Here is a 25,434-nt window from a genome sequence, read left to right as displayed (position 1 = left end):
GTGGAGTGCTGTGCACGCCATCCCCGCCCGCGTGTGGGGCGGCCGGCGCCGCCGGCGCCGGCCGCCCCTCACGCGCGCGTGCGGCCCGTACGGGGCAGAATGCGAGGCGTGAACGCCCACGGCCCCAGTGCCCACGGCCCCAGTGCCCACGGCCCCAGTGCCCACGGCCCCAGCGTCCAGGGGACGCCGCGGACCCGGTGGGCGGGGCTCGCCGTGCCCACCGGGATCCTGACGGCCGTCGCGTGGGCCTTCGCCTACGTCGGGGCCGTCGACCCCAACCGGCCCGGCCACTACCCGGTGTGCCCCCTGCTGCGCTTCACCGGCCTGTACTGCCCCGGCTGCGGCGGCCTGCGCAGCGCGCACGCCTTCGTCCACGGGGACCTCGCCACCGCGCTCCAGGACAACGCGGCCGCCGTGGCCGGCTACCTGGTCTTCGCCGTGCTGTGGACCGTCTGGGCGGTCCGCGCTGCCCGCGGACGCCCGCTGCGGATCGATCCCTCCCCGGCGTGGCTGTGGACCGCAGGGGCGTTGCTGCTGGTCTTCACGATCGTCCGGAACCTGCCGTTCGGCGGCTGGCTGCACCCTTGACCCGCGGGTGAACGTCCAGGTAGTGGGACCGCCCTCCACCGGATGCGAGGCCAGGGCGCTGCTCCGGATACCATCGCAGTGACCATGGCTTTTCCATGGCTTTTCAACCGTCTGGAACAACCGTCTGGAAGGGGGCCGCTCGCGTGAGTGTGCTCGACGAGATCATCGACGGAGTCCGTGCCGACCTCGCGGAGCGGCAGGCGCGCGTCAGCCTCGACGAGCTCAAGGACCGCGCGGCGAAGGCTCCCGCCGCCAAGGACGGCGTGGCCGCGCTGCGCGGCGAGGGCGTCAAGGTCATCTGCGAGGTGAAGCGCTCCAGCCCGTCCAAGGGCGCGCTGGCCGCGATCGCCGATCCGGCCGGGCTCGCCGCGGACTACGAGGCGGGCGGCGCGGCCGTCATCTCGGTCCTCACCGAACAGCGCCGCTTCGGCGGCTCGCTGGCCGACCTGGAGGCCGTCCGGGCCCGCGTGGACATCCCGGTCCTGCGCAAGGACTTCATCGTCACGTCGTACCAGCTGTGGGAGGCCCGGGCGTACGGCGCCGACCTCGCGCTGCTGATCGTCGCCGCCCTCGAGCAGCCGGCCCTGGAGTCGCTGATCGAGCGCGCCGTCTCCATCGGCCTCACCCCGCTCGTCGAGGTGCACGACGAGGACGAGGTCGACCGCGCGGTCGACGCGGGCGCCAAGGTCATCGGCGTCAACGCCCGCAACCTCAAGACGCTGGAGGTCGACCGCGGCACGTTCGAGCGCATCGCCCCGGAGATCCCCGACCACATCGTCAAGGTCGCCGAGTCCGGCGTCCGCGGCCCGCACGACCTCATCGCCTACGCCAACGCGGGTGCCGACGCGGTCCTGGTCGGCGAGTCCCTGGTGACCGGCCGCGACCCCAGGACCGCGGTGGCCGACCTGGTGGCGGCGGGCGAGCACCCCGCGCTGCGGCACGGCCGGGGCTGACACCGGTAGGCTGACCCCGATGACTGTCACCGTGACCACCGTGGACCGGCACGCCCGCCTGGCGCGCGGCTGCCGTCCGCGCGGCTGCCGCGCGCCCGCACGCCGGGTACACGGCCGCCGGGTCCGTTATGTCATCGGTGACGAACCTGGGCAGGTGAACGGGCGCCGATGGCAGCGCCCCGGCAGGGGCGCGGGATTCCGTTCCGTCCGCGGCTGCCGCCGCGCGGGCACGACGAGGCACCGCGCGGCAAGCCGCTGACGGCTCGCAGCCGACGGACCGACCCCCGCCCCCACGGCGAACAGTGTCATGTCACGCGCACTCACCGTGAGGTATCCGCATGCCCAGCGACTTCTTCATCCCCGACCCGGAGGGCCGGGTCCCCAGCTCCGAAGGCTACTTCGGAGCCTTCGGCGGCAAGTTCATCCCGGAGGCCCTCGTCGCCGCCGTGGACGAGGTGGCCGTCGAGTACGACAAGGCCAAGCACGACCCCGAGTTCGCCCGCGAGCTCGACGACCTGCTGGTCAACTACACCGGCCGGCCCAGCGCTCTGACCGAGGTGCCGAGGTTCGCCGAACACGCCGGTGGCGCCCGCGTCTTCCTCAAGCGGGAAGACCTCAACCACACCGGCTCCCACAAGATCAACAACGTGCTCGGCCAGGCCCTGCTGACCAAGCGGATGGGCAAGACCCGCGTCATCGCCGAGACCGGCGCCGGCCAGCACGGTGTCGCGACGGCGACGGCCTGCGCCCTGTTCGGCCTCGAGTGCACGATCTACATGGGCGAGATCGACACCCGGCGGCAGGCCCTCAACGTGGCCCGCATGCGCATGCTGGGCGCCGAGGTCGTCGCCGTGAAGTCCGGCAGCCGCACGCTGAAGGACGCCATCAACGAGGCCTTCCGCGACTGGGTGGCCAACGTCGACCGCACCCACTACCTCTTCGGCACGGTCGCCGGTCCCCACCCCTTCCCGGCCATGGTCCGCGACTTCCACCGCGTGATCGGTGTGGAGGCCCGCCGCCAGCTCCTTCAGCGGGCCGGGCGCCTCCCGGACGCCGCCGTCGCCTGCGTCGGCGGCGGCTCCAACGCCATCGGCCTCTTCCACGCGTTCATCCCGGACGAGGGCGTGCGGCTCATCGGCTGCGAGCCGGCCGGCCACGGCGTCGAGACCGGCGAGCACGCGGCGACCCTGACCGCGGGCGAACCCGGCATCCTGCACGGCTCCCGGTCCTACGTCCTGCAGGACGAGGAGGGCCAGATCACCGAGCCGTACTCGATCTCGGCCGGTCTGGACTACCCGGGTATCGGTCCGGAGCACTCCTACCTCAAGGACACCGGCCGCGGCGAGTACCGCGCGGTCACCGACGACGCGGCGATGCAGGCGCTGCGCCTGCTGTCGCGGACCGAGGGCATCATCCCGGCGATCGAGAGCGCCCACGCGCTGGCCGGCGCCCTGGAGGTCGGCAGGGAACTGGGCGAGGAGGGGCTGATCGTGGTCAACCTGTCCGGCCGCGGTGACAAGGACATGGACACGGCCGCCCGCTACTTCGGCCTGTACGACACCGACGCCGAGGTCGCCGCGGACGCGGCCGACACCGCCGAGATCGAGGGGGACGCCAAGTGAGCGGCAACATCCAGCTGCTGTCGGACACCCTCGCCGGTGCCAGGGCCGAGGGCCGCTCCGCCCTCATCGCCTACCTCCCGGCCGGGTTCCCGACCGTGGGCGGCGGCATCGAGGCGATCAAGGCCGTACTCGACGGTGGAGCCGACGTCGTCGAGGTCGGTCTGCCGCACAGCGACCCCGTGCTCGACGGGCCCGTCATCCAGACCGCCGACGACATCGCCCTGCGCGGCGGCGTCAAGATCGCCCACGTCATGCGGACGGTCAAGGAGGCCTACGAGGCCACCGGCAGGCCGATCCTCGTCATGACGTACTGGAACCCCATCGACCGCTACGGCGTCGAGCGCTTCACCGCGGAGCTGGCCGAGGCGGGCGGCGCGGGCTGCATCCTGCCCGACCTGCCCGTGCAGGAGTCGGCGCTGTGGCGGGAGCACGCCGAGAAGCACGGCCTCGCGACGGTCTTCGTGGTGGCGCCGAGCAGCAAGGACGAGCGGCTCGGCGAGATCACCGCGGCAGGCAGCGGCTTCGTCTACGCGGCCTCGCTGATGGGCGTCACCGGCACCCGGGCGTCGGTCGGCGCGCAGGCACAGGACCTGGTGGAGCGGACCCGCGCCACCGGGACCGACCTGCCCGTCTGCGTCGGCCTCGGCGTCTCCGACGCGGCCCAGGCGGCCGAGGTCGCCGGCTTCGCCGACGGCGTGATCGTCGGTTCCGCCTTCGTCAAGCGGATGCTGGACGCCCCCGACCACGCGGCGGGCGTCGAGGCGGTCCGCGCGCTCGCCGGTGAGCTGGCCCAGGGCGTTCGCGGTCAGGTCTGACCCGGTCGGTCACTCGAACGAGTGGACCTGGGGCCGGGGAGGCGCGCTGCGCCTCCCCGGTTCGTTCTGGGGGTGTGAGCGAGAAGAACCGTGACGGAAAGCGCACCGCCCGGGAGCGGCTGGCGGTCGAGCGCGAGAAGCAGAAGTCCGCGGAGAAGCGACGGCGCGCGCTGATCGTCGGTGCCGGCGTCGTGTGTGTCCTGGGCCTCGCGGCGGTGATCGGAGTGGTCGCCGCGAACTCGGGCAAGGAGAAGAGCGCCGCCAAGGCGGGCCCGGTCGTGGCGCCCTCGGGGGCCCAGGGCAAGGACAGCCTCGCGGTCCCGGTCGGCAAGGACGGCGCCAGATCCACGCTCACGGTGTGGGAGGACTTCCGCTGCCCGGCCTGCCGGGCCTTCGAGACGGTGTACCGGCCGACGCTGCGCGAGCTGACCGACGCGGGCAAGCTGAGGATCGAGTACCACCTGGTCACGCTGATCGACGGCAACCTCGGCGGCAGCGGATCCCGTCGCGCGGCCAACGCGGCGGCCTGCGCCCAGGACGCCGGGAAGTTCCGCGACTACCACGACGTGCTCTACGGGAACCAGCCCAAGGAGACCGACGACGCCTACTCCAGCGACGCCAAGCTGATCCAGCTGGCGGGCAAGGTCCCCGGCCTGGACACGGCCGCCTTCCGCGCGTGCGTCAACGACGGCACGCACAACGGCTGGGTGGTGAAGTCCAACAAGGCCTTCCAGACGGGCGGCTTCACGGGCACGCCGGCCGTGCTGCTGGGCGGAAAGAACATCTACGAGGACCGCACGATGACCCCGGCCAAGCTGAAGCAGATGGTGGAGGCGGCCGACAAGGGGTAGCGGACAAGGGGTGGCGGACAAGGTGTGGCGGAGGAGGAACCGCCAACGCGGGTAAGTGATTCTCACACCCCTGTTATTGACCCGTAGCCGGGCCACCTGCCGTGTGCCCGGCCGGGCACGGTAGCGTCGACCCTGCCATGGAACTTGCCTACATTCCCAGCCCGTCGCGCGGGGTGATCCACCTCGGTCCCATTCCGCTGCGCGGCTATGCGTTCTGCATCATCATCGGCGTCTTCATTGCCGTCTGGCTCGGCAACAAGCGCTGGGTCGCCCGCGGCGGGCGGGCCGGCACGGTGGCCGACATCGCGGTCTGGGCCGTGCCCTTCGGCCTGGTCGGCGGCCGTCTCTACCACGTGATCACGGACTACGAGCTGTACTTCAGCGAGGGCCGCGACTGGGTGGACGCCTTCAAGGTGTGGCAGGGCGGCCTCGGCATCTGGGGCGCCATCGCGCTCGGCGCGCTGGGGGCGTGGATCGGCTGCCGGCGACGGGGCATCCCGCTGCCCGCGTACGCCGACGCCATCGCGCCGGGCATCGCCTTCGCGCAGGCCATGGGCCGCTGGGGCAACTGGTTCAACCAGGAGCTGTACGGTCGCGAGACGCACCTTCCCTGGGCACTGCACATCACCTCCTCCGAGGGCGGCCGGGTGCCGGGCTACTACCACCCGACGTTCCTGTACGAGTCCCTGTGGTGCGTCGGCGTCGGCTTCCTGGTCATCTGGGCCGACCGCCGCTTCAAGCTGGGGCACGGCCGGGCGTTCGCGCTGTACGTCGCCGCGTACTGCGTGGGCCGCGGCTGGATCGAGTACATGCGCGTCGACGACGCCCACCACATCCTGGGCCTCAGGCTCAACGACTGGACCGCGATGCTCGTGTTCCTGCTCGCGGTGGTCTACATGGTGGTGACGGCGAAGAAGCGGCCGGGACGGGAAGCCGTGGTGGAACCGGCGGACACCGACGGTTCGGCCGAGGGCGAGGCCGAGGCCGAGGGCGAGGGCGACGACAAGGGCCAGGCCGACACCGCGGCCGACGGCGAGGACAAGGCCGCCACGGAGCCGGAGCCGGCGCAGACCGAGCCGGACGCGAAGGACGAGGCGGGCGCCGGGGCCGAGGACGAGACCGGGACCAGCTCCGGGGCCGGTACCGCGGCCGAGGACAAGGCAAAGGACGAGGCAAAGGACGAGGCCGGGACCGCGACGAAGAAGAGCTGACGTCCGGCCGCACGGCGAGGACGGCGACGAGGGCGCCCGCCACGCGGCGGCGGCCGCATGTGGCACCTGTACCCATGCGGCGGCCGCCGCGAGGACGGGCGCCCTCGCCGGGTCTCAGGACCTGTCCGCCAGCGACAGCGTCCGCCGGGCCGCCGCCACCACCGCCGCGTCGACGAAGCGGCCGTCCGGCAGGGCCTGCGCGCCCAGGTCGGTCATGGCCGCCTTGACGATCGTCTCGGCCTGTTCCAGCTCCGCCGGGGTGGGGAGATAGGCCCGCTGGATCACCGGGAGCTGGCGCGGGTGGATCGCGGCCCGGCCGAGGAAGCCCAGCGCGCGGCCGTGCGCGCAGGAGGCGCTCAGGCCCTCCAGGTCGCGGATGTCGGGGTGGACCGACTGGGGCGGCGGGGGCAGCCCGGCCGCGCGCGCCGCGACGACCACCCGGGACCGGCACCAGTCGAGGCCCATGTCGTCCCGCACCCCCAGGTCGGCCCGGAGGTCCGACTCGCCCAGGGCGATGCCCCGCAGCGACGGGTGGGCGGCGGCGACGGCGTAGGCCCGTTCGATGCCCAGGGCGCTCTCCAGCAGCGCGAACAGGGGCAGCGCGGTGCGCTCGGCCACGCCGGCCACGTCCTGCGCCGAGGTCACCTTGGGCAGCCGCAGCCCGGCCACCCCGTCGAGCCCGGCCACCGCCCGCACGTCCTGAGCCGCCCACGGCCCGTCCAGCGCGTTGACCCGGACGTGCACGGGGACCGGCTGGGGCCCGGACAGCAACTCGGCCGTGGCGGCGCGGGCGTACGCCTTGCGGTCGGGGGCGACCGCGTCCTCCAGGTCGACCACCACGACGTCCGCGCCGGAGGACAGCGCCTTGGTGACCACATGCGGACGGTCACCGGGGGCGTACAGCCAGGTCAGCGGGAAGGCGCTCACGAGGCGCCCTCCTCGCGCAGGACGCGCAGTTCGTCCGGGGTGAGCCCCAGTTCGGTCAGCACGTCCTCGGTGTCCGCGCCGTGCGGGCGGCCCGCCCAGCGGATCGCGCCGGGGGTCGCGGACAGCCGGAAGAGGACGTTCTGCATGCGCAGCGGGCCGAGCTCCGGGTCGTCGACGGTGGTGACGGTGTCCAGCGCCTGGTACTGCGGGTCGGCCAGCACGCCCCGTACGTCCTGGATCTCCGCGATCGCGGCCTCCGCCTTCTCGAAGGCCGCCAGGACCTCGGTGCGGGTCCGCCCGGCGATCCAGTCGCCGACCGCCCGGTCCAGCACGTCGGCGTGCGCGGCCCGGTCGGCGCCCGTCGCGAACCACGGCTCGTCGATCAGCTCCGGCCTGCCCACCAGCCGCATCACCCGCTCCGCGACCGACTGGGCGGACGTGGACACGGCGACCCAGGAGCCGTCGGCCGTGCGGTAGGTGTTGCGCGGGGCGTTGTTGGCGGACCGGTTGCCGGTGCGTTCCTGGACGTATCCGAGCTGGTCGTACCAGGTGGGCTGGGGACCGAGCACGGTCAGGATCGGCTCGATGATCGCCATGTCGACGACCTGGCCGGCGCCGGTGCGGTCCCGGGCCGCGAGCGCGGTCATGACGGCGTACGCCGTCGCCAGCGCGGCGATGGAGTCCGCGAGGCCGAACGGCGGGAGCGTCGGCGGGGCGTCCGGTTCCCCGGTGATCGCCGCGAAGCCGCTCATCGCCTCGGCGAGGGTGCCGAAACCGGGGCGGTGGGCGTACGGCCCGAACTGGCCGAACGCGGTGACCCGGGTGAGGACCAGGCGCGGGTTGGCGGCGGACAGCTCCTCCCAGCCCAGGTCCCACTTCTCCAGCGTGCCGGGGCGGAAGTTCTCGATCAGGACGTCGGCGGTGGCGGCCAGGCGGAGCAGGGTGGACCGGCCGCCGGGCTTGGACAGGTCGAGGGTGATCGTGCGCTTGTTGCGGCCGAGCAGCTTCCACCACAGCCCGACGCCGTGCTTGGCGGGACCGTGGCCGCGGGACGGATCGGGCTTCGCCGGGTGCTCGACCTTGACGACCTCGGCGCCGAAGTCACCGAGCAGGGTGGCGGCCAGCGGTCCGGCGAAGAGGGTGGCGAGATCGAGGACGCGCAGACCGCTGAGCGGTTGTCCGGTGCTCACTCGGGGACCTCCGCACGGGTGAGCGAGTGGGTGAGGTGGGCGAGGGCGTCGAAGCCGGTGCCGTCGAAGCCGGCGACGGACGTGGCGAGGCGGTTCTTCAGCGGTGCCGTCCAGCGGTCCGGGAGCGCGTCGGGGGAGCCGGCCAGCAGACCGGCGATGCTCCCCGCGGTGGCGCCGTTGGAGTCGGTGTCCCAGCCGCCCGACACCGCCCGGCAGACCGAACCGGTGAAGTCGCCGTCCGCGTGGGTCAGGGCGGCGGCGATGAGAGCGGTGTTGGGGATGGCGTGCACCCAGTGGTAGGTGGGGGAGTGGGTGGCGTGGAGCGCGTCCACGACCTCGTCGAAGTCCTGGTGGGACCGGGCCAGCCGGACGGCGTGGTCGATCGCCCCGGCCAGCCGGGAGCGGGGCGGGACCACCGTGCGGCCGATGCGCAGGCAGGCGTGGACGTCGTGGGTGCCGGTGGCTGCCGCGGCGATGGTGGCCGCGGTGAACATGGCCGCGTAGACGCCGTTGGCGGTGTGGGTGAGCACGGCGTCCCGATGGGCCTGTCCGGCGGCGGCGGCCGGGTCGCCCGGGTTGGTCCAGCCGTGCACGTCGGCGCGGATCAGGGCGCCGATCCATTCGCGGAAGGGGTTGCGGTGGCGGGCGGTGTGCGGGGGCTCGACGCCGGTGAGCAGGTTACGCAGGGCGAGGCGCTCGGCGGTGAAGGTACGGCCGGGCGGGAGTTCGTCCAGCCAGAGTCCGGCCACGTCGGCGGTGGTGAAACGGCGGCCGTGGCGGCGCAGGAGGACGAGGTTGACCAGGGGGTAGTTGAGGTCGTCGTCCTCGGGCATGCCGTCGATGTTCTCGGCGAGACAGGTGCCGGCCGAGCGGCGGTTCCAGGGGTACGCCCGAGTGAGCCCGGCGGGGACTCCGCGGGCCGTGAACCAGGTGTGCAGGGGCCAGTTGCCGGTGGAGCGGGCCAGCCGGCGGATGCCCTCGAGGGGGAGCTTCTCCACCGGTTTGCCGAGGAGGCAGCCCACGGCCCTGCCGAGCCAGGCGGCTTCCAGGGCGCGCGGGGTGGGGGCACGGCCGCCCGCGAGCCGGGTGGGCCAGGCGGGACAGGCGGCCCTGATCCGCGTCAGGTCCGTCGGCTCGTCCTCCGCGAACCGGCTGGGCAGGTCGGCCAGTTCGTCCAGCAGGTCCTCCGCCAGCAGCCGCAGGTAGCGTGACGCCGGCCGCGCCGACGCCCCCGCCCGGGCCGGCGCCTCCCGGCCGCCCGCCGCCCTCCAGCGTGCCGCGATCGCCGACGGCTCACGGCCGTCCTGGCGGGCCTGGCACAGTTCGTGGCCCAGGAGGTCCTCCGGCTGGACCCAGGTCAGGCGGAGCATCCGGTGCCCCCGAGCCGGGCGAAGGCCGCCTCGTGGGACCGGCGGCGGCTCACGTCCCGGGCGAACACCTCCCGGGTCACCCCGGCCAGTACGCGCGCCGGTTCCCACAGGTCCAGGCGGCTGGCCTCGGCCACCGCCTTCGACCAGTCCTCCGGGACCGGGGAACCGAGGGCGCCGGCGAGGGCGCCCGCCATCGTGGCGGTGGAGTCGCAGTCCCGGCCGTAGTTGACGCAGCCCAGGACCGCCTGCCGGTAGTCGCCGCCGGAGACGAGCAGCATGCCCAGGGCGACGGGGAGTTCCTCGATCGAGTGCAGACGGGAGGGGCGGCGGGCGGCGAGCGACGGGTTGCGGTAGTCGGGGCCCACCGTGTCGTAGGGGGCGACCGCCTCCCGGATCGGGACCAGCGCCGACTCGAAGTCCCGGTGGCCGCTCGCCACGTGGCAGACCCGGTCGATCGCCTCCCGCGTGCCGTCCTTCGCCAGGTCCAGGCACGCGGCGACCACCGCCTCCGGTGTCGCCTCCGGCGTGGCCGCCGCCGCCACCGCCGCCGCGAACACCCCGGCCGCCTCACGGCCGTACGACGACTGGTGCGCGCCGGCGACGTCCAGCGCCTCGGCGTACGCGGCCGCCGGGTGGGCCGCGTTGACCAGGCCGACGGGGGCCATGTACATCGCCGCGCCGCAGTTGACGATGTTGCCGGTGCCCGCCTCCCGGGGGTCGGCGTGACCGTAGGCCAGCCGGGCCACCAGCCACTTCTCCGCCAGGAAGATCCGCTGCAGCGGGAGGGCCTCCGCCTCCAGCTCCGGGATCCAGCGCGGGGTGGTCATCAGGTCGGGGACCAGGTGGTCGGCGATCGCGTAAGCGTCCAGGTGGTCGCGGACCCGGGCGTACACCCGGACCAGGGCATGGGTCATCAGGGTGTCGTCGGTGACGTGCCCGTCGCCCTTGTGGTACGGCGCGATCGGCCGGGCGGTGCGCCAGGCCTCGCCGTTCCAGGGGCCGACGATGCCGTGGACGCGGCCGCCGTGGCGCTCGGCGATCTGGTCGGGCGAGTAGCCCTCGACGGGGCCGCCGAGCGCGTCGCCGACGGCGGCGCCGACCAGCGCCCCGGTGATCCGCTCGTCCAGGCCGGCCCCGCTGCTTTCTTCTCCTTTGGGCAACATATCCCGAATCATCCTCCTGGTCGGTCCCGTTGCGTGGCTTCCAGGAGTCCGGCGAGTTCCACCAGGTCGGTGCCGGTCAGGCGGGGCAGGGCGCAGCCGGAGAGGGTGCGGCAGGCGTCCCGCCAGGCCCGCGGGATCGCCCCGCCGCCGCCCAGCGCGCCGGTCAGGGCACCGACCAGGGCGGGGGCGGAGTCGGCGACCCGGGACAGACAGGCCGCGGCGGGGACCGCCTCGCCGATCCGGCCGCGGGCCGCGGTGGCCAGGGCCAGGGCGACCGGGACGGTCTCGGCGGCGGCGATGCCGTAGCTGTAGACGTGGTCGACGATCTGGTGCTCGAGCAGCGGGACCAGGCCGAAGGCGGTGTCGGTGTCCTCGACGAGGGCCAGCGCGTGGCGGGCGTTGCGGCCGATCTCCGTCCCCGCGGGCAGCTCGGCGAGCGCCGCCGCCACGCAGGCCCCGGCCCCGGCCCCGGCGAGCGCCAGCGCCAGGGCCGCCGCCATCGCCCGGGCGCCGTGCACGCCGTCGCCGTCCTGGGTGTAGCGGGCGTCGAACTCGGCGAGGTCGGCGGCGCGTGCGGGATCGCCGGGGTGGGCCACGGCGAGCACGCAGGCCCGTACACAGGCCGCGTCGTCGAAGTAGTGCGGGTTGTCGTGGCCGGTGGCGGGCGGGCGCAGGCCGGCGGCGAGGTTGCCGAGTCCGGCGCGGACCGAGATCCGGGCGCGCAGCGGCAGCACCGCCGACTCCACCTCGGGGGCGCGTTCGGCGGCCGCCGCGACCTCGGAGGCGACGGCGGTCCAGGTCAGGTCGATGGCGGCACGCATCCGGCGGTCCCGGCTCAGGTCCCCGAGCGCGCTGTCGTCCCCGGCGCGCAGCACCGCCTCCGCCGCGAACGCCGCCCACTCGGCGTCGTCGGAAGGGCCGAGCCGTAGCGGCTCCGGCGGCTGGTTCAGCGCGATCGGCACCGGCAGCGTGGTCGTCGCGTTGTGCTCGGCGAAGGTGTCCAGCTCGCGGGTGAGCCGCCGGGTCCACTCGGGCATCCGGGCGGCCCGGTGCCGAGCGGCCGGCCACCCGGCGGCGTCCCCGGCCGCGAGCCCGAGGAGCAGCCCTTCGACCCGGCGGCTCACGACCGCACCTCGCGCCCCGGCGCCCCGGCACCCGCGGGCCCGACCTGGCAGCCGGCGGTGGGGCAGCCGGCGGTGGCGTGTCCGGCGGTGGCGTGTCCGGGGTGGGGGTCTTCGTTCCGGCGCGTCATGGCCGTACCTCGCTGTTCGGTTCCCCGGCACGGGCGGTGGTGCTCGGGCGGCCACCGCCGGGATGGCCGGCCTGGGTGGGGAGGCGGCCGCGGTGGGCGGGGCCGGGGTGGAGGGCTTCGGCGCGGCGGGTCATGGCCGTACCTCGCTGTCCAGGTCACCGGCACCGGCGGTGGCCAGCAGGCGTCGGGCGTCGAGGAGTTGTTCCACCGTCGGCAGGAAGTCGGGGACCACCACTTCCGCCCCCCACTTCCCGCCCTCCTCCGGCACCAGCAGCTCGGCCACGTCCAGCACGTGGTGGCCCGCCATGGAGGGCAGGCAGCTGCCGCGGGCCGGGCCGATCGCGGCGGCCCAGTCGGCGGGGATCGCCGAGACGCCCTGCGTCGCCCCGGCCAGGGCTCCCGCGACCGCGGCCGTGGTGTCGGCGTCGCGGCCCATGTTCACGGCCGTGAGCACCGCCTCCCGCAGGTCGCCGTCGGCCGCCGCGTACGCGCCGAAGGCCAGGGCGACCGCTTCGGGGGCCAGGTCGGTCCAGGGGTAGCCGCCGATGACGACGGCGGACCGCACCGCGCGTTCCCCGCGGTGCGCGACGGCCACCGCCCGGCGCAGGGAGCGGGCCGTCCAGGAGTCCTCCGGGACCACCGCGAGGGCGGCGGCCACCACGGCGACGGCCGGCGCGCCCGCCATCGCCGCCGCGACCCCGGCCGCCACCGCCTGGCCGCCGTATATGCCCTCGCCCTCGTGACTGACCGAACCGTCGATCGCCACCAGCCGGGCCGCCTCGGCCGGGCGGCCCGCCGCGAACACCCCGAAGGGTGCCGCCCGCATCGCCAGGCCGTCGCTCCACGCGTGGCGGTGCTGGGCGGAGATGGGGGCGGCCAGGCCCCGGCGGAGGTTCTCCAGGGTGCCGCGCTCACTGAAGCCCGCGCCCCGGAACGGCCCCTCGTGGCCGTCGGCGATCCACTCGTGCCAGGCCGCCTCGACGTGGGCCGGGGTGAGCGCCGAGCCGTGCCGGGCCAGCAGGAGGCCGGAGAAGATCGCGTACTCGGTGTCGTCCGTGCCCGCCGGCCTCTCGGTCACGTATCCGGTGATGCGGCCCCAGCGGGCGCGGATCTCGGAGGGCTTCATGTTCTCGGCCGGTGCCCCGAGCGCGTCCCCGACGGCCAGACCGAGCAGTGCGCCGCGCGCCCGTTCGCGGACCGACGCCGCCGGTGCCACAGGAGCCGGTGCGACAGGGGCCGATGCCATGCGGGCCTCACCTCCGGGGGAGCTCCGCCCGGGGCGCGGAGCCCTTTGCGGGAGGTGTCCCACGGGAGCGGCCCGGTAGCGCCTCCGCCGCCGCCAAGTCACCCGGTCGGGGCCAAAACCGCAGGTTAGCCGAGCCTTTCCTTGCTGGCGGGAGAGGAATTCACGGCGTAGATTCAGCGTTGTCGAAAAGTAGAACTCGTCCAAAGTTAGCTTTGGCTAAGCTTCCCTGGGGGGACCCCGTATGGCCATCATCGAGACCGAGGCGGCGCTGCACGAGGCGCACCGCGACAACCACACGCACCGCGATGTGAACGGCGGCTGGCTGCGCCCCGCCGTCTTCGGCGCGATGGACGGCCTGGTCTCCAACCTCGCCCTGCTGACCGGCGTCGCGGGCGGTTCGGTCGGCCCGCACACCATGGTGATCACCGGGCTCGCCGGCCTGGCCGCCGGGGCCTTCTCCATGGCGGCCGGTGAGTACACCTCCGTCGCCTCGCAGCGCGAACTCGTCGAGGCCGAGCTGGCTGTCGAACGCCGTGAGCTGCGCAAGCACCCCCAGGCCGAGGAGGCCGAGCTGGCCGGCCTCTACGAGGCGCGCGGTGTCGAGCCGGAGCTGGCCCGCGAGGTGGCCCGGCAGCTGTCCCGCGATCCCGAGCAGGCACTGGAGATACACGCCCGCGAGGAGCTGGGCATCGACCCCGCCGACCTGCCGTCGCCGCTGGTCGCGGCCGTGTCCTCGTTCGGGTCCTTCGCGCTGGGCGCCCTGCTGCCCGTACTGCCGTACCTGCTGGGCGCGACCGTGCTGTGGCCGGCCGTGCTGCTGGCCCTCGCCGGGCTGTTCGGCTGCGGCGCGGTGGTGGCCAGGGTGACCGCGCGCACCTGGTGGTTCAGTGGGCTGCGGCAGCTCGCGCTCGGCGGCGCCGCGGCCGGTGTGACGTACGTCCTGGGCAGTTTGTTCGGAACGGCCGTAGGATAGTAAGGCCGCTACTTATGCGATGGGCCGTATAAGTAGCCGTTACTCGCTGGTTTCGAATGCTTAACCACCGGGCATGAGCCGTAAGCGCTGCCGGCAATGACGCCTGTCGTGCACCCGTGGGGCGGGCGAAGACGCCTTTCCCCACCCCTCGGGCCGACCGACACCGATCCGACCGATCGTGTCCGGACCGGTCACCCCACACCTCCACCACGTCGTGCGGTACCCCCCGTCCGCCACCTCGTGGTGTCCGCATGTTGGAACGCGGTATCCGCTTCCCGAGAACCGCTCCATCATGTAACCTGCACGAAATTTTGCACTCACGCAGAGGGCCAGCGTCGTCCCTCGGCACTTGCACATGCCACATGACGACGACGGGAGAGCCGATGCGTACGCCGCGCCAGCCGTCCCAGCATTCCGCGAATGGCCAGAACTGGTCGTTCATGGATGCTCGCCCTGCTGCGCAGGGTATGTACGACCCCCGCAACGAGCACGACGCCTGCGGCGTCGGCTTCGTGGCCAACCTCACCGGCGAGGCGAGCCACGCGCTGGTCGAGCAGGCGCTCACGGTTCTGCGCAACCTCGAGCACCGCGGCGCCACCGGCTCCGAGCCCGACTCCGGCGACGGCGCGGGCCTCCTCTCGCAGGTGCCGGACGCCTTCTTCCGCGAGGTGGCCGGATTCGACCTCCCCGCGGCGGGCTCGTACGCCGTCGGTATCGCCTTCCTGCCGGAGCAGGAGTCCCAGGACGCCGTCTCGAAGATCGAGACGATCGCCGCCGAGGAAGGCCTGACGGTCCTCGGCTGGCGCGAGGTCCCGGTCGCCCCGGAACTGCTCGGCCCCACCGCCCGCGCCACCATGCCTGCCTTCCGGCAGGTGTTCGTCACCGCCGGAGCCAGCGAGGGCATCGCGCTGGACCGCAAGGCGTTCGTCCTGCGCAAGCGCGCCGAGCGTGAGGCGGGCGTCTACTTCCCGTCGCTGTCGGCCCGCACGATCGTCTACAAGGGCATGCTGACCACCGGCCAGCTCGAGCCCTTCTTCCCGGACCTGTCCGACCGCCGCTTCGCCTCCGCGATCGCGCTCGTGCACTCCCGGTTCTCCACGAACACCTTCCCCAGCTGGCCGCTCGCACACCCGTACCGCTTCGTCGCGCACAACGGTGAGATCAACACCGTCAAGGGCAACCGCAACTGGATGCGCGCCCGCGAGTCCCAGCTGGCATCCGACCTCTTCGGGTCCGACGACAAGGCCATCGAGCGCATCTTCCCGGTGTGCACGCCCGACGCCTCCGACTCGGCGTCCTTCGACGAGGTGCTCGAACTGCTGCACCTCGGCGGCCGCTCGCTGCCGCACTCCGTGCTGATGATGATCCCGGAGGCGTGGGAGAACCACGACTCCATGGACCCGGCCCGGCGCGCCTTCTACCAGTACCACTCCACGATGATGGAGCCCTGGGACGGCCCGGCCACCGTCACCTTCACCGACGGCACCCAGGTCGGTGCCGTCCTCGACCGCAACGGCCTGCGCCCCGGCCGCTACTGGGTCACCGACGACGGCCTCGTCGTGCTCGGCTCCGAGGTCGGCGTCCTCGACATCGACCCCGCCAAGGTCGTCCGCAAGGGCCGCCTCCAGCCCGGCCGCATGTTCCTCGTGGACACCGCCGAGCACCGCATCATCGAGGACGACGAGATCAAGGCGCAGCTCGCCGCCGAGCACCCCTACGCGGAGTGGCTGGAGGCCGGCGAGATCGAGCTGGGCGACCTGCCCGAGCGCGAGCACATCGTCCACACCCACGCCTCGGTCACCCGCCGCCAGCAGACCTTCGGCTACACCGAGGAGGAGCTGCGCGTCATCCTGGCGCCGATGGCCAAGGCCGGCGCCGAGCCGATCGGCTCCATGGGCACCGACTCGCCGATCGCGGCCCTCTCCGAGCGCCCGCGGCTGCTCTTCGACTACTTCACCCAGCTGTTCGCGCAGGTCACCAACCCGCCGCTGGACGCCATCCGCGAGGAACTGGTCACCTCGCTGCGCTCCGCGCTGGGCCCGCAGGGCAACCTGCTCGACCCGACGGCCGCCTCCTGCCGGTCCGTCCTGCTGCCCTTCCCGGTGATCGACAACGACGAGCTGGCCAAGCTCATCCACATCAACGCCGACGGCGACATGCCCGGCTTCAAGGCCGCGACCCTCTCCGGTCTGTACCGGGTCTCCGGCGGCGGTGACGCCCTCGCCGCGCGCATCGACGAGATCTGCGCCGAGGCCGACGCCGCCATCGAGAACGGCGCCCGTCTGATCGTCCTGTCGGACCGCCACTCCGACGCCGAGCACGCGCCGATCCCCTCGCTGCTGCTCACCGCGGCCGTCCACCACCACCTCATCCGCACCAAGCAGCGCACCCAAGTGGGCCTGCTGGTCGAGGCCGGCGACGTCCGCGAGGTCCACCACGTCGCCCTGCTCATCGGCTACGGGGCCGCCGCGGTCAACCCCTACCTGGCGATGGAGTCCGTCGAGGACCTGGTCCGCGCGGGCACCTTCCTGCCGGGCATGGAGCCCGAGCAGGCCATCCGCAACCTGATCTACGCCCTCGGCAAGGGCGTGCTGAAGGTCATGTCCAAGATGGGCATCTCCACCGTCGCCTCCTACCGCGGCGCCCAGGTCTTCGAGGCCGTCGGCCTCGACGAGGCCTTCGTCGAGAAGTACTTCAACGGCACCGCCACCAAGATCGGCGGCGTCGGCATCGACGTCATCGCCAAGGAGGTCGCCGCCCGCCACGCCAAGGCCTACCCCGCCTCCGGAATCGCTCCCGCGCACCGCGCGCTGGACATCGGCGGCGAGTACCAGTGGCGCCGTGAGGGCGAGCCGCACCTGTTCGACCCGGAGACGGTCTTCCGCCTCCAGCACTCCACGCGCACCGGCCGGTACGACATCTTCAAGAAGTACACGGACCGCGTGAACGAGCAGTCCGAGCGGCTGATGACGCTGCGCGGCCTGTTCGGCTTCAAGAGCGGTGCCGAGGGCAGGCAGCCGATCTCCATCGACGAGGTCGAGCCGGCCAGCGAGATCGTCAAGCGCTTCTCCACCGGCGCCATGTCGTACGGCTCCATCTCGCGCGAGGCGCACGAGACCCTCGCCATCGCCATGAACCAGCTGGGCGGCAAGTCCAACACCGGTGAGGGCGGCGAGGACCCCGAGCGCCTGTACGACCCGGCGCGCCGCTCGGCCATCAAGCAGGTCGCCTCCGGCCGGTTCGGTGTGACCTCCGAGTACCTGGTCAACGCGGACGACATCCAGATCAAGATGGCCCAGGGCGCCAAGCCCGGCGAGGGCGGCCAGCTGCCCGGCCACAAGGTCTACCCGTGGGTCGCCAAGACCCGGCACTCGACCCCGGGCGTCGGCCTGATCTCCCCGCCGCCGCACCACGACATCTACTCCATCGAGGACCTGGCCCAGCTGATCCACGACCTGAAGAACGCGAACCCGCAGGCGCGGATTCACGTCAAGCTGGTCTCGGAGGTCGGCGTCGGCACGGTCGCCGCGGGTGTGTCGAAGGCGCACGCGGACGTGGTGCTGATCTCCGGCCACGACGGCGGTACCGGCGCCTCCCCGCTGACCTCGCTGAAGCACGCGGGCGGCCCCTGGGAGCTCGGCCTGGCCGAGACCCAGCAGACCCTGCTGCTCAACGGTCTGCGCGACCGCATCGTCGTGCAGACCGACGGCCAGCTGAAGACCGGCCGTGACGTGGTCATCGCCGCGCTGCTGGGCGCCGAGGAGTTCGGTTTCGCGACCGCCCCGCTCGTCGTCTCCGGCTGCATCATGATGCGCGTCTGCCACCTGGACACCTGCCCGGTCGGCGTTGCCACCCAGAACCCGGTGCTGCGCGAGCGCTTCTCCGGCAAGGCCGAGTACGTGGTGAACTTCTTCCAGTTCATCGCCGAGGAGGTCCGCGAGATCCTCGCCGAGCTGGGCTTCCGCTCCATCGAGGAGGCCGTCGGCCACGCGGAGGCGCTCGACGTCACCCGTGCCGTCGACCACTGGAAGGCGCAGGGCCTGGACCTGGAGCCGCTGTTCCACGTGCCCGAGCTGGCCGAGGGCGCGGTGCGCCACCAGGTGGTCGCTCAGGACCACGGCCTGGAGAAGGCGCTGGACAACGAGCTGATCAAGCTCGCCGCCGACGCGCTGGCCGCCGACTCGGCGACCGACGCCCAGCCGGTGCGCGCCCAGGTCGCCATCCGCAACATCAACCGCACGGTCGGCACCATGCTCGGCCACGAGGTGACGAAGAGGTTCGGCGGTGCCGGTCTGCCCGACGACACCATCGACATCACCTTCACCGGCTCCGCGGGCCAGTCCTTCGGCGCCTTCCTGCCGCGCGGTGTCACGCTGCGTCTGGAGGGCGACGCCAACGACTACGTCGGCAAGGGCCTGTCCGGCGGCCGCGTGATCGTCCGTCCGGACCGGGGCGCCGACCACCTCGCCGAGTACTCGACGATCGCGGGCAACACGATCGCCTACGGCGCGACCGGCGGCGAGCTGTTCCTGCGCGGCCGTACCGGTGAGCGGTTCTGCGTCCGCAACTCCGGCGCGCTGGTGGTCTCGGAAGGCGTGGGCGACCACGGATGCGAGTACATGACCGGTGGTCAGGCGGTGGTCCTCGGCGAGACGGGCCGCAACTTCGCGGCCGGCATGTCCGGTGGTGTCGCCTACGTGATCGACCTCGACCGCCACAACGTCAACGCCGGCAACCTCGGCTCGGTCGAGGCGCTGGACGACGCCGACAAGCAGTGGCTGCACGACGTGGTGCGCCGTCACGCCGAGGAGACCGGCTCGACGGTCGCGGAGAAGCTGCTGGCCGACTGGGACCAGGCCGCGGCCCGCTTCAGCAAGATCATCCCCAGCACGTACAAGGCAGTGCTCGCCGCCAAGGACGCCGCCGAGCGAGCCGGTCTCACCGAGACCGAGACCCACGAGAAGATGATGGAGGCGGCGATCAATGGCTGACCCCAAGGGCTTCCTGCAGTACGGCCGTGAGGTCGCCACGACCCGCCCCGTCGAAGAGCGCGTCAAGGACTGGAACGAGGTCTACGTCCCCGGCTCCCTGCTGCCGATCATCAGCAAGCAGGCCAGCCGGTGCATGGACTGCGGCATCCCGTTCTGCCACAACGGCTGTCCGCTGGGGAACCTGATCCCCGAGTGGAACGACTACGCCTACCGCGAGGACTGGGCGGCCGCCTCGGAGCGTCTGCACGCGACGAACAACTTCCCGGAGTTCACCGGCCGCCTCTGCCCGGCCCCCTGCGAGTCGGCGTGCGTGCTGGGCATCAACCAGCCGCCGGTCACCATCAAGAACGTCGAGGTCTCGATCATCGACAAGGCGTGGGAGACCGGGGACGTCGCCCCGCAGATCCCCGAGCGCCTGTCCGGCAAGACCGTCGCCGTCGTCGGCTCGGGCCCGGCCGGCCTGGCCGCGGCCCAGCAGCTCACCCGGGCCGGCCACACGGTCGCGGTGTACGAGCGCGCGGACCGCATCGGCGGCCTGCTGCGCTACGGCATCCCCGAGTTCAAGATGGAGAAGCGGCACATCAACCGCCGTATCGAGCAGATGCGCGCGGAGGGCACCCGGTTCCGCACCGGCATCGAGATCGGCCGCGACCTCAAGTCGACCGACCTGAAGAAGCGGTACGACGCGGTGGTGCTGGCGGTCGGCGCGACGACCGCCCGTGACCTGCCCGTGCCCGGCCGCGAGCTCAAGGGCATCTACCAGGCGATGGAGTACCTGCCCCTGTCCAACAAGGTGCAGGAGGGCGACTACGTCACCGCCCCGATCTCGGCCGAGGGCAAGCACGTCGTCGTCATCGGCGGCGGTGACACCGGCGCGGACTGCGTGGGCACCGCCCACCGCCAGGGCGCGGCCTCCGTCACCCAGCTGGAGATCATGCCCCGCCCGAACGACGAGCGGCACCCGACGAACCAGCCCTGGCCGACCTTCCCGATCCTCTACAAGGTCACCTCGGCCCACGAGGAGGGCGGCGAGCGCATCTACTCGGTGTCCACCACCCACTTCGAGGGCGACGAGGACGGCAACGTGCAGTGGCTGCACCTGGCCGAGGTGGACTTCGTCGACGGCAAGCTGACCCGGAAGCCGGGCACGGAGCGCAAGATCCCCGCCCAGCTGGTCACCCTCGCGATGGGCTTCACCGGCACCGACCGTGACAACGGCCTGGTCGAGCAGTTCGGCCTGGACCTCGACGAGCGCGGCAACATCGCCCGCGACGCCGACTTCCAGACCAATGTGCCGGGCGTGTTCGTGGCCGGCGACGCCGGCCGCGGCCAGTCCCTCATCGTGTGGGCCATCGCGGAGGGCCGCTCGGCCGCCCGCGGCGTCGACCGCTTCCTCACCGGAGCGAGCGAGCTGCCGGCCCCGATCCGCCCGACGGACCGTGCGCTGACGGTCTGACGGCCATGGGGTGACCCCCCACAGACGTCCCGTACAACGGCGTACGGAACACAGACGGCGCCTGCCCCAGTCCCCGACCGGACCTCGGGCAGGCGCCGCCGCCTTTCCCAGGGCAGTTCTCCTCAGGCCAGTGCGGACGCCTTCGCCCAGGTCAGCACCAGCAGCAGCGCCAGCAGCGCCACGCACACCCCCGCCTGCACCAGCGTCCGCCGGCCGTCACGAGGGGCGTACGCGTACGCCAGTGTCAGCACGCCGCCCGCCAGCAGGCCGCCGAGGTGGCCCTGCCAGGAGGTGAGGCCGGCGGAGATCAGCAGCCACAGCAGCAGACCGCCCATGAAGCGGTTGACGTCGTCCATGCCGGAGCCCAGGCGGCGGGCCATGACGTAGTACGCGGCGCCGAGCCCGAAGATCGCCCCGGACGCGCCGACCACGAGGTCCTGCGGAGCGAGCAGCAGGACCAGGACCGAGCCGCCGAGCGCGGACAGCAGGTACAGGGCGAGGTAGCGGACGCGGCCCAGCTGCCCTTCGACGACCCGGCCGATGTTCCACAGCGCGACCATGTTCATCACGATGTGCAGGATCCCGAACGTGCCGTCCGTGGGCGGGCTGTGCAGGAACGCGCCGGTCAGCAGGCGGTACCACTCGCCGTGCGCGACACCCTCCGGGAGGTAGCCCGCAGGCACGGTGCCCAGCATCCCGAACCGGCCCACGACCGACGGCCGCACCAGCTCCGTCAGGTACGCCAGTACGTTCAGCCCGATGAGCACGTACGTCACCAGGGGCACGGCGGTGATCCGCCCGCCGAACGCCGTCCGTGCCTGGCGCACCGACCGGGCGCCCTCCTTCACGCACTCCACGCACTGGTGGCCCACGGCGGCCTCCCGCATGCAGGCGGGGCAGATGGAGCGGTCGCAGCGGGTGCAGCGGACGTGGGACTCCACCTTGGGGTGGCGGTAGCAGGTGGTGACGGCGGGCGCGGCCGGTCCGGCGGACGCGCCGGGCCCGGGGGGCTGGGTGGACTCGGTGGACTGGGCGGACTCGGCTGACTCGGGTGCCACGGCCGGCTCCTCGGAAGGGTGGGGACGGATGAGCCGGTGGGGACGGCGGCGATCAAGATAGCGAACGGTGCGGCCCGGGTGGGAAGGTGGGGCCATGGTCGCGATCAGTCTCAGCAGGGTGGAGCAGACGGCGCCCGCGCTGGTCAGCCTGTACAAGAGCGCCGGAGCGTCCCTCGCCCGGCACGGTCTGGACGGGCTGCGGGCCGCCGTCTACCTCGTGGTGGACTACTCCGGTTCCATGAAGCCGTACTACGACGACGGCAGCGTGCAGGCGCTCGCCGACCGCGTGCTGGGCCTGTCCGCCCACCTGGACGACGACGGCCGGGTGCCGGTGGTGTTCTTCTCGACCGGCATCGACGCGGTCACCGACATCTCCCTCGCCGACCACCACGGGCGGGTCGGGCGGATCGCGGCCGGGCTCGGCCACATGGGCAGGACCAGCTACCACCTGGCGATGGACGCCGTGCTCGACCACTACCTCGACAGTGGTTCCCGCGACCCCGCCCTCGTCGTCTTCCAGACCGACGGCGGTCCGGCCGACAAGCTCGCCGCCGAACGGTACCTGTGCAAGGCGGCGAAGCTGCCCCTGTTCTGGCAGTTCATCGGCTTCGGCGACCCCGGCGGCAAGCAGTTTGGGTTCCTGCGCGGACTCGACGAGCTGGCCGTGCCGCAGAAGCGCGCCGTCGACAACGCCGGGTTCTTCCCCGCGGGCACCGACCCGCGGACCGTGCCCGACGCCGAACTGTACGACCGTCTGGTGGGTGAGTTCCCCACGTGGCTGGTGGCCGCCCGGGCCGCGGGGATCGTCGCGGACTGACGGGGCTCACCAGCGGCCGCCACCCCCGCCGAGCACCACGTCCCGGCACTCGTCCGGGCCGCCCCAGGCGGTGCGCAGGGCCCGGGCGCGGGTCAGCCAGAGGGACAGGTCGTACTCCGCCGTGTAGCCGATGGCGCCGTGCAGCTGCAGCGCCGCACGGGCCGTGCCGTACGCCGCCTCGCACGCGCTCAGCTTGGCGGCGGCCACGTCCACCGGATCCATCGTCAGGGCGGCACCGAAGAGAAGGGGACGGGCGAACTCCAGGGCGATCTTCGCGTCGGCCAGCCGGTGCTTCACCGCCTGGAAGGAGCCTATGGGGACGCCGAACTGGGTGCGCTGCTTGACGTACGCGAGGGTTCTGTCCAGCAGCGCGAGCCCGACGCCCAGCGCCTGCGCGGCGGTGGCCAGCCGGGCCCAGACCACGGCCCGCGCCACGTGCGGTTCGCGGGTGAGGAGTTCGCCGCCCGGGGTGAGCGCGGTGAGGCGGCGCGCGGGGTCCAGGCAGGCGCGGACCGGGCCGGGCCCGGGCGAGCGGCGCAGGCCGTCGGGGGAGAGGGCGAGGTGGAGGGCCGCCGCGTCGCCGTCCAGGGCGTACTCCGTGAGGGCGACCGTGGCCATCGTCCCGCCCGCGACGAGCCGGGGCAGGAACCGCTCGGCCAGACCCGGCCCGCTGAGCAGCACGGCGGCCGCCACCGTCTCCACCAGCGGGCCGGGCACCGCGTGCCTGCCCAGCTCCACGAAGGCGACCGCGAGCTCCACGGGCAGGGCGCCCATCCCGTCGTACGCCTCCTCGACCGCCAGTCCGAACACCCCCGCCTCGGCGATCCGGTTCCACAGCGCCCGCCCGCTCGTGTGGTCGCCGCTGCTCCAGTCCCGGATCACCGACGGGGTGCCGGCCGCGGTCAGCATCGCGTGCAGCGAGTCGGCGAGGGCGCGCTGCTCGGGGTCGAGGAGGAAGCGCATCAGCGGCGTCCCTTCGGCAGGCCGAGCAGGCGCTCGGCGACGATGTCCCGCTGGATCTCGTTCGTGCCCGCGTAGAGGGGACCGGCGAGCGCGAAGACGTACCCCTGCGACCAGGCGGAGTCCGCCCACTCGCCCTCGACACCGAGGAGGTCGAGGGCGGTCTCGTGCAGCGCCAGGTCGTACTCGGACCAGAAGACCTTGTTCAGGCTGGACTCCGGGCCGAGTCGGTCCCCGTCGAGGAAGCGGCAGGCGGCCCCGTAGGTGAACAGCTGGTAGGCGCGGGCGCCCACGAGGGCATCGGCCACGCGGGCGCGTGCGCAGTGCGGACCGCCCCCTTCCCGCCACAGGGCGTGCAGCCGGTCGGCGGCGGCGAGGAAGCGGCCCGGGGAGCGCAAGGTGAGGCCGCGTTCGTTGCCCGCCGTCGACATCGCGATCCGCCAGCCCTGGCCGGGCTCGCCGATCACGTCCGCGTCCGGCACGAACACCTCGTCCAGGAACAGCTCCGCGAAGGCGGGCTTGCCGTCCAGACGGCCGATCGGACGGACCGTGACGCCGGAGGCGCGCAGGTCGAACATGAGGTAGGTCAGGCCCTGGTGCGGCTTCGGGGCGTCCGGGTCGCTGCGGAACAGGCCGAAGGCGCGGTCGGCGAACGCGGCCCGCGACGACCAGGTCTTCTGCCCGCTGAGCAGCCAGCCACCGTCGGTGCGTGACGCCCTGGAGGTGAGCGAGGCCAGATCCGAGCCCGCCTCCGGCTCCGACCACGCCTGCGCCCAGACCACCTCACCGGTCGCCATGGGCGGCAGCACGCGCGCCCGCTGCTCCTCGGTGCCGTGCTCGAGGAGGGTCGGCGCCAGCAGGCTGATGCCGTTCTGGCTCACCCGGCCCGGCGCGCCCGCCCGGTAGTACTCCTCCTCGAAGACCAGCCACCTCAGCAGGCCGGCGTCCCGTCCGCCGTACTCCGCCGGCCAGTCGACGACCGACCAGCGGTCCGCGGCCAGTTCGGCCTCCCACGCGCGGTGGGCCGCGAAGCCCTCCGCCGTCTCCAGGGACGGCAGCGGCCGGCTGGGCACATGCGCCCCGAGCCAGGCCCGGGCCTCGGCGCGGAACCGCTCGTCCGCCGGATCGTGGGTGAGGTCCACGGTCGCGTCACCGTCCTTCCGCATCTTCCCTAACAAGTGTTTGGTAGGTTAGCGTGGCCCTATGACAGGCGTCGAGAGCCCGGCCTACGAGCCCGGGCACGGGCTGCTGAAGGGGCGCACCGCCGTCATCACCGCGGCTGCCGGCGCAGGGATCGGCGGGGCCACCGCACGCCGCTTCCTGGAGGAGGGCGCACACGTCCTGATCAGCGACGCGCACACCCGCCGGCTGAAGGAGCACGAGGCCGAGCTGAGCCGGGAATTCCCCGGAGCCGTGGCGGCCCTGCCCTGCGACGTCACCGACGAGTCCCAGGTGCGGGCCCTGTTCGACACGGCCGTGGAGGCACACGGGCAACTGGACGTCGTCGTCAACAACGCCGGGCTCGGCGGGACCTCGCACCTCGTCGACATGACCGACGAGCAGTGGTCCCGCGTCCTGGACGTGACGCTGAACGGCACCTTCCGCTGCACCAGGGCGGCCCTGCGCGCCATGAAGGAGACCAGGAGCGGCGTGATCGTCAACAACGCCTCCGTGGCCGGCTGGCGCGCCCAGGCCGGGCAGGCGCACTACGCCGCCGCGAAGGCCGGGGTGATGGCGCTGACCCGGTGCGCGGCGATCGAGGCGGCCGAGTACGGGGTGCGGGTCAACGCGGTCGCGCCGAGCCTCGCCATGCACCCGCACCTGGCCAAGGTGACGACGCCCGGACTGCTGGCGGAACTGACCGCGCGCGAGGCCTTCGGGCGGTACGCCGAGCCCTGGGAGGTGGCCAACGTGATCGTGTTCCTGGCGTCCGGCTACTCCTCGTACCTGACCGGCGAGGTCGTCTCCGTGAGCAGCCAGCATGCCTAGGG

20 protein-coding genes are annotated in these 25,434 nt (G+C 73.1%); 11 read left to right on the top strand and 9 right to left on the bottom strand.

The window, feature by feature from the left end:
- Positions 1-99: 99 nt before the first annotated feature.
- The 6 genes from ABZX30_RS07875 to lgt all read left to right on the top strand — a co-directional run bounded on the left by ABZX30_RS07875 (position 100) and on the right by lgt (position 6,040).
- Positions 100-588 carry a DUF2752 domain-containing protein gene (locus ABZX30_RS07875; RefSeq protein ID WP_355930187.1) on the top strand — a complete coding sequence of 163 codons (489 nt, stop codon included), beginning with the start codon at positions 100-102 and terminating at the stop codon, positions 586-588.
- 143 nt (positions 589-731) lie between these two features.
- Positions 732-1,541, top strand: a complete 810-nt coding sequence (gene trpC, locus ABZX30_RS07870) for an indole-3-glycerol phosphate synthase TrpC (RefSeq protein ID WP_355930185.1) — start codon at positions 732-734, stop codon at positions 1,539-1,541.
- Between the two features lie 338 nt (positions 1,542-1,879).
- A complete protein-coding gene (gene trpB, locus ABZX30_RS07865) occupies positions 1,880-3,163 on the top strand; it encodes a tryptophan synthase subunit beta (RefSeq protein ID WP_355930183.1) in 1,284 nt (427 codons plus the stop codon).
- Positions 3,160-3,978 carry a tryptophan synthase subunit alpha gene (trpA, locus tag ABZX30_RS07860; RefSeq protein WP_355930181.1) on the top strand — a complete coding sequence of 273 codons (819 nt, stop codon included), beginning with the start codon at positions 3,160-3,162 and terminating at the stop codon, positions 3,976-3,978. The genes trpB and trpA overlap by 4 nt, the downstream gene beginning before the upstream one ends.
- A 74-nt stretch (positions 3,979-4,052) precedes the next feature.
- Positions 4,053-4,829 carry a thioredoxin domain-containing protein gene (locus ABZX30_RS07855; protein WP_355930178.1) on the top strand — a complete coding sequence of 259 codons (777 nt, stop codon included), beginning with the start codon at positions 4,053-4,055 and terminating at the stop codon, positions 4,827-4,829.
- A gap of 137 nt (positions 4,830-4,966) precedes the next feature.
- A complete protein-coding gene (gene lgt / locus ABZX30_RS07850; protein WP_355930176.1) occupies positions 4,967-6,040 on the top strand; it encodes a prolipoprotein diacylglyceryl transferase in 1,074 nt (357 codons plus the stop codon).
- Between the two features lie 114 nt (positions 6,041-6,154).
- Here lgt and ABZX30_RS07845 read toward each other — a convergent pair whose 3' ends face one another.
- The 6 genes from ABZX30_RS07845 to ABZX30_RS07820 form a co-directional block, all read right to left on the bottom strand.
- Positions 6,155-6,967: a CoA ester lyase gene (locus ABZX30_RS07845; RefSeq protein WP_355930173.1), complete on the bottom strand. Its 813-nt coding sequence runs from the start codon at positions 6,965-6,967 to the stop codon at positions 6,155-6,157.
- Positions 6,964-8,157: a CoA transferase gene (locus tag ABZX30_RS07840; protein ID WP_355930170.1), complete on the bottom strand. Its 1,194-nt coding sequence runs from the start codon at positions 8,155-8,157 to the stop codon at positions 6,964-6,966. The genes ABZX30_RS07845 and ABZX30_RS07840 overlap by 4 nt, the downstream gene beginning before the upstream one ends.
- On the bottom strand, positions 8,154-9,527 hold the full coding sequence (locus tag ABZX30_RS07835; protein ID WP_355930167.1) for an ADP-ribosylglycohydrolase family protein: 1,374 nt from the start codon (positions 9,525-9,527) through the stop codon (positions 8,154-8,156). Before ABZX30_RS07835 ends, ABZX30_RS07840 begins: the two co-directional genes overlap by 4 nt.
- Positions 9,515-10,690: an ADP-ribosylglycohydrolase family protein gene (locus tag ABZX30_RS07830; protein WP_355930165.1), complete on the bottom strand. Its 1,176-nt coding sequence runs from the start codon at positions 10,688-10,690 to the stop codon at positions 9,515-9,517. Before ABZX30_RS07830 ends, ABZX30_RS07835 begins: the two co-directional genes overlap by 13 nt.
- Before the next feature lie 8 nt (positions 10,691-10,698).
- Positions 10,699-11,814, bottom strand: coding sequence for an ADP-ribosylglycohydrolase family protein (locus ABZX30_RS07825; protein ID WP_355930164.1), 1,116 nt, complete (start codon positions 11,812-11,814; stop codon positions 10,699-10,701).
- A gap of 258 nt (positions 11,815-12,072) precedes the next feature.
- Positions 12,073-13,188: an ADP-ribosylglycohydrolase family protein gene (locus ABZX30_RS07820; RefSeq protein ID WP_355930163.1), complete on the bottom strand. Its 1,116-nt coding sequence runs from the start codon at positions 13,186-13,188 to the stop codon at positions 12,073-12,075.
- 241 nt (positions 13,189-13,429) lie between these two features.
- Between ABZX30_RS07820 and ABZX30_RS07815 the strand changes: the two genes are divergently transcribed.
- The 3 genes from ABZX30_RS07815 (at position 13,430) to ABZX30_RS07805 (ending at position 20,608) form a co-directional block, all read left to right on the top strand.
- On the top strand, positions 13,430-14,161 hold the full coding sequence (locus tag ABZX30_RS07815; protein WP_355930160.1) for a VIT1/CCC1 transporter family protein: 732 nt from the start codon (positions 13,430-13,432) through the stop codon (positions 14,159-14,161).
- Between the two features lie 383 nt (positions 14,162-14,544).
- Entirely contained in the window at positions 14,545-19,152 is a 4,608-nt protein-coding gene (gene gltB, locus ABZX30_RS07810) for a glutamate synthase large subunit (RefSeq protein WP_355930158.1), read from the top strand.
- Entirely contained in the window at positions 19,145-20,608 is a 1,464-nt protein-coding gene (locus tag ABZX30_RS07805) for a glutamate synthase subunit beta (RefSeq protein ID WP_355930156.1), read from the top strand. Before gltB ends, ABZX30_RS07805 begins: the two co-directional genes overlap by 8 nt.
- Before the next feature lie 122 nt (positions 20,609-20,730).
- Here the strand turns inward: ABZX30_RS07805 and ABZX30_RS07800 are convergent, their stop codons facing one another.
- On the bottom strand, positions 20,731-21,549 hold the full coding sequence (locus ABZX30_RS07800) for a rhomboid family intramembrane serine protease (RefSeq protein WP_355930201.1): 819 nt from the start codon (positions 21,547-21,549) through the stop codon (positions 20,731-20,733).
- A gap of 211 nt (positions 21,550-21,760) precedes the next feature.
- On the opposite strand from ABZX30_RS07800, the gene ABZX30_RS07795 reads away from it, so the two are divergent.
- Positions 21,761-22,483: a VWA domain-containing protein gene (locus ABZX30_RS07795; protein WP_355930154.1), complete on the top strand. Its 723-nt coding sequence runs from the start codon at positions 21,761-21,763 to the stop codon at positions 22,481-22,483.
- A 6-nt stretch (positions 22,484-22,489) separates the two neighbouring features.
- On the opposite strand, the gene ABZX30_RS07790 is transcribed toward ABZX30_RS07795, so the two are convergent.
- Positions 22,490-23,446 carry an acyl-CoA dehydrogenase family protein gene (locus ABZX30_RS07790; protein WP_355930152.1) on the bottom strand — a complete coding sequence of 319 codons (957 nt, stop codon included), beginning with the start codon at positions 23,444-23,446 and terminating at the stop codon, positions 22,490-22,492.
- Positions 23,446-24,585: an acyl-CoA dehydrogenase family protein gene (locus ABZX30_RS07785; protein WP_355930198.1), complete on the bottom strand. Its 1,140-nt coding sequence runs from the start codon at positions 24,583-24,585 to the stop codon at positions 23,446-23,448. Before ABZX30_RS07785 ends, ABZX30_RS07790 begins: the two co-directional genes overlap by 1 nt.
- A 61-nt stretch (positions 24,586-24,646) precedes the next feature.
- Between ABZX30_RS07785 and ABZX30_RS07780 the strand changes: the two genes are divergently transcribed.
- The gene (locus ABZX30_RS07780) at positions 24,647-25,432 is read left to right on the top strand and encodes an SDR family oxidoreductase (protein ID WP_355930149.1); all 786 of its coding nucleotides are present in this window, start codon (positions 24,647-24,649) and stop codon (positions 25,430-25,432) included.
- Positions 25,433-25,434 lie beyond the last annotated feature (2 nt).

Source organism: Streptomyces sp. NPDC004542, assembly GCF_040610035.1.
In the GTDB taxonomy this organism is placed as follows: Bacteria; Actinomycetota; Actinomycetes; order Streptomycetales; family Streptomycetaceae; genus Streptomyces.
Note: the sequence above shows the minus strand (reverse complement) of the source record. Positions and strands in the feature narration are given on the sequence as shown.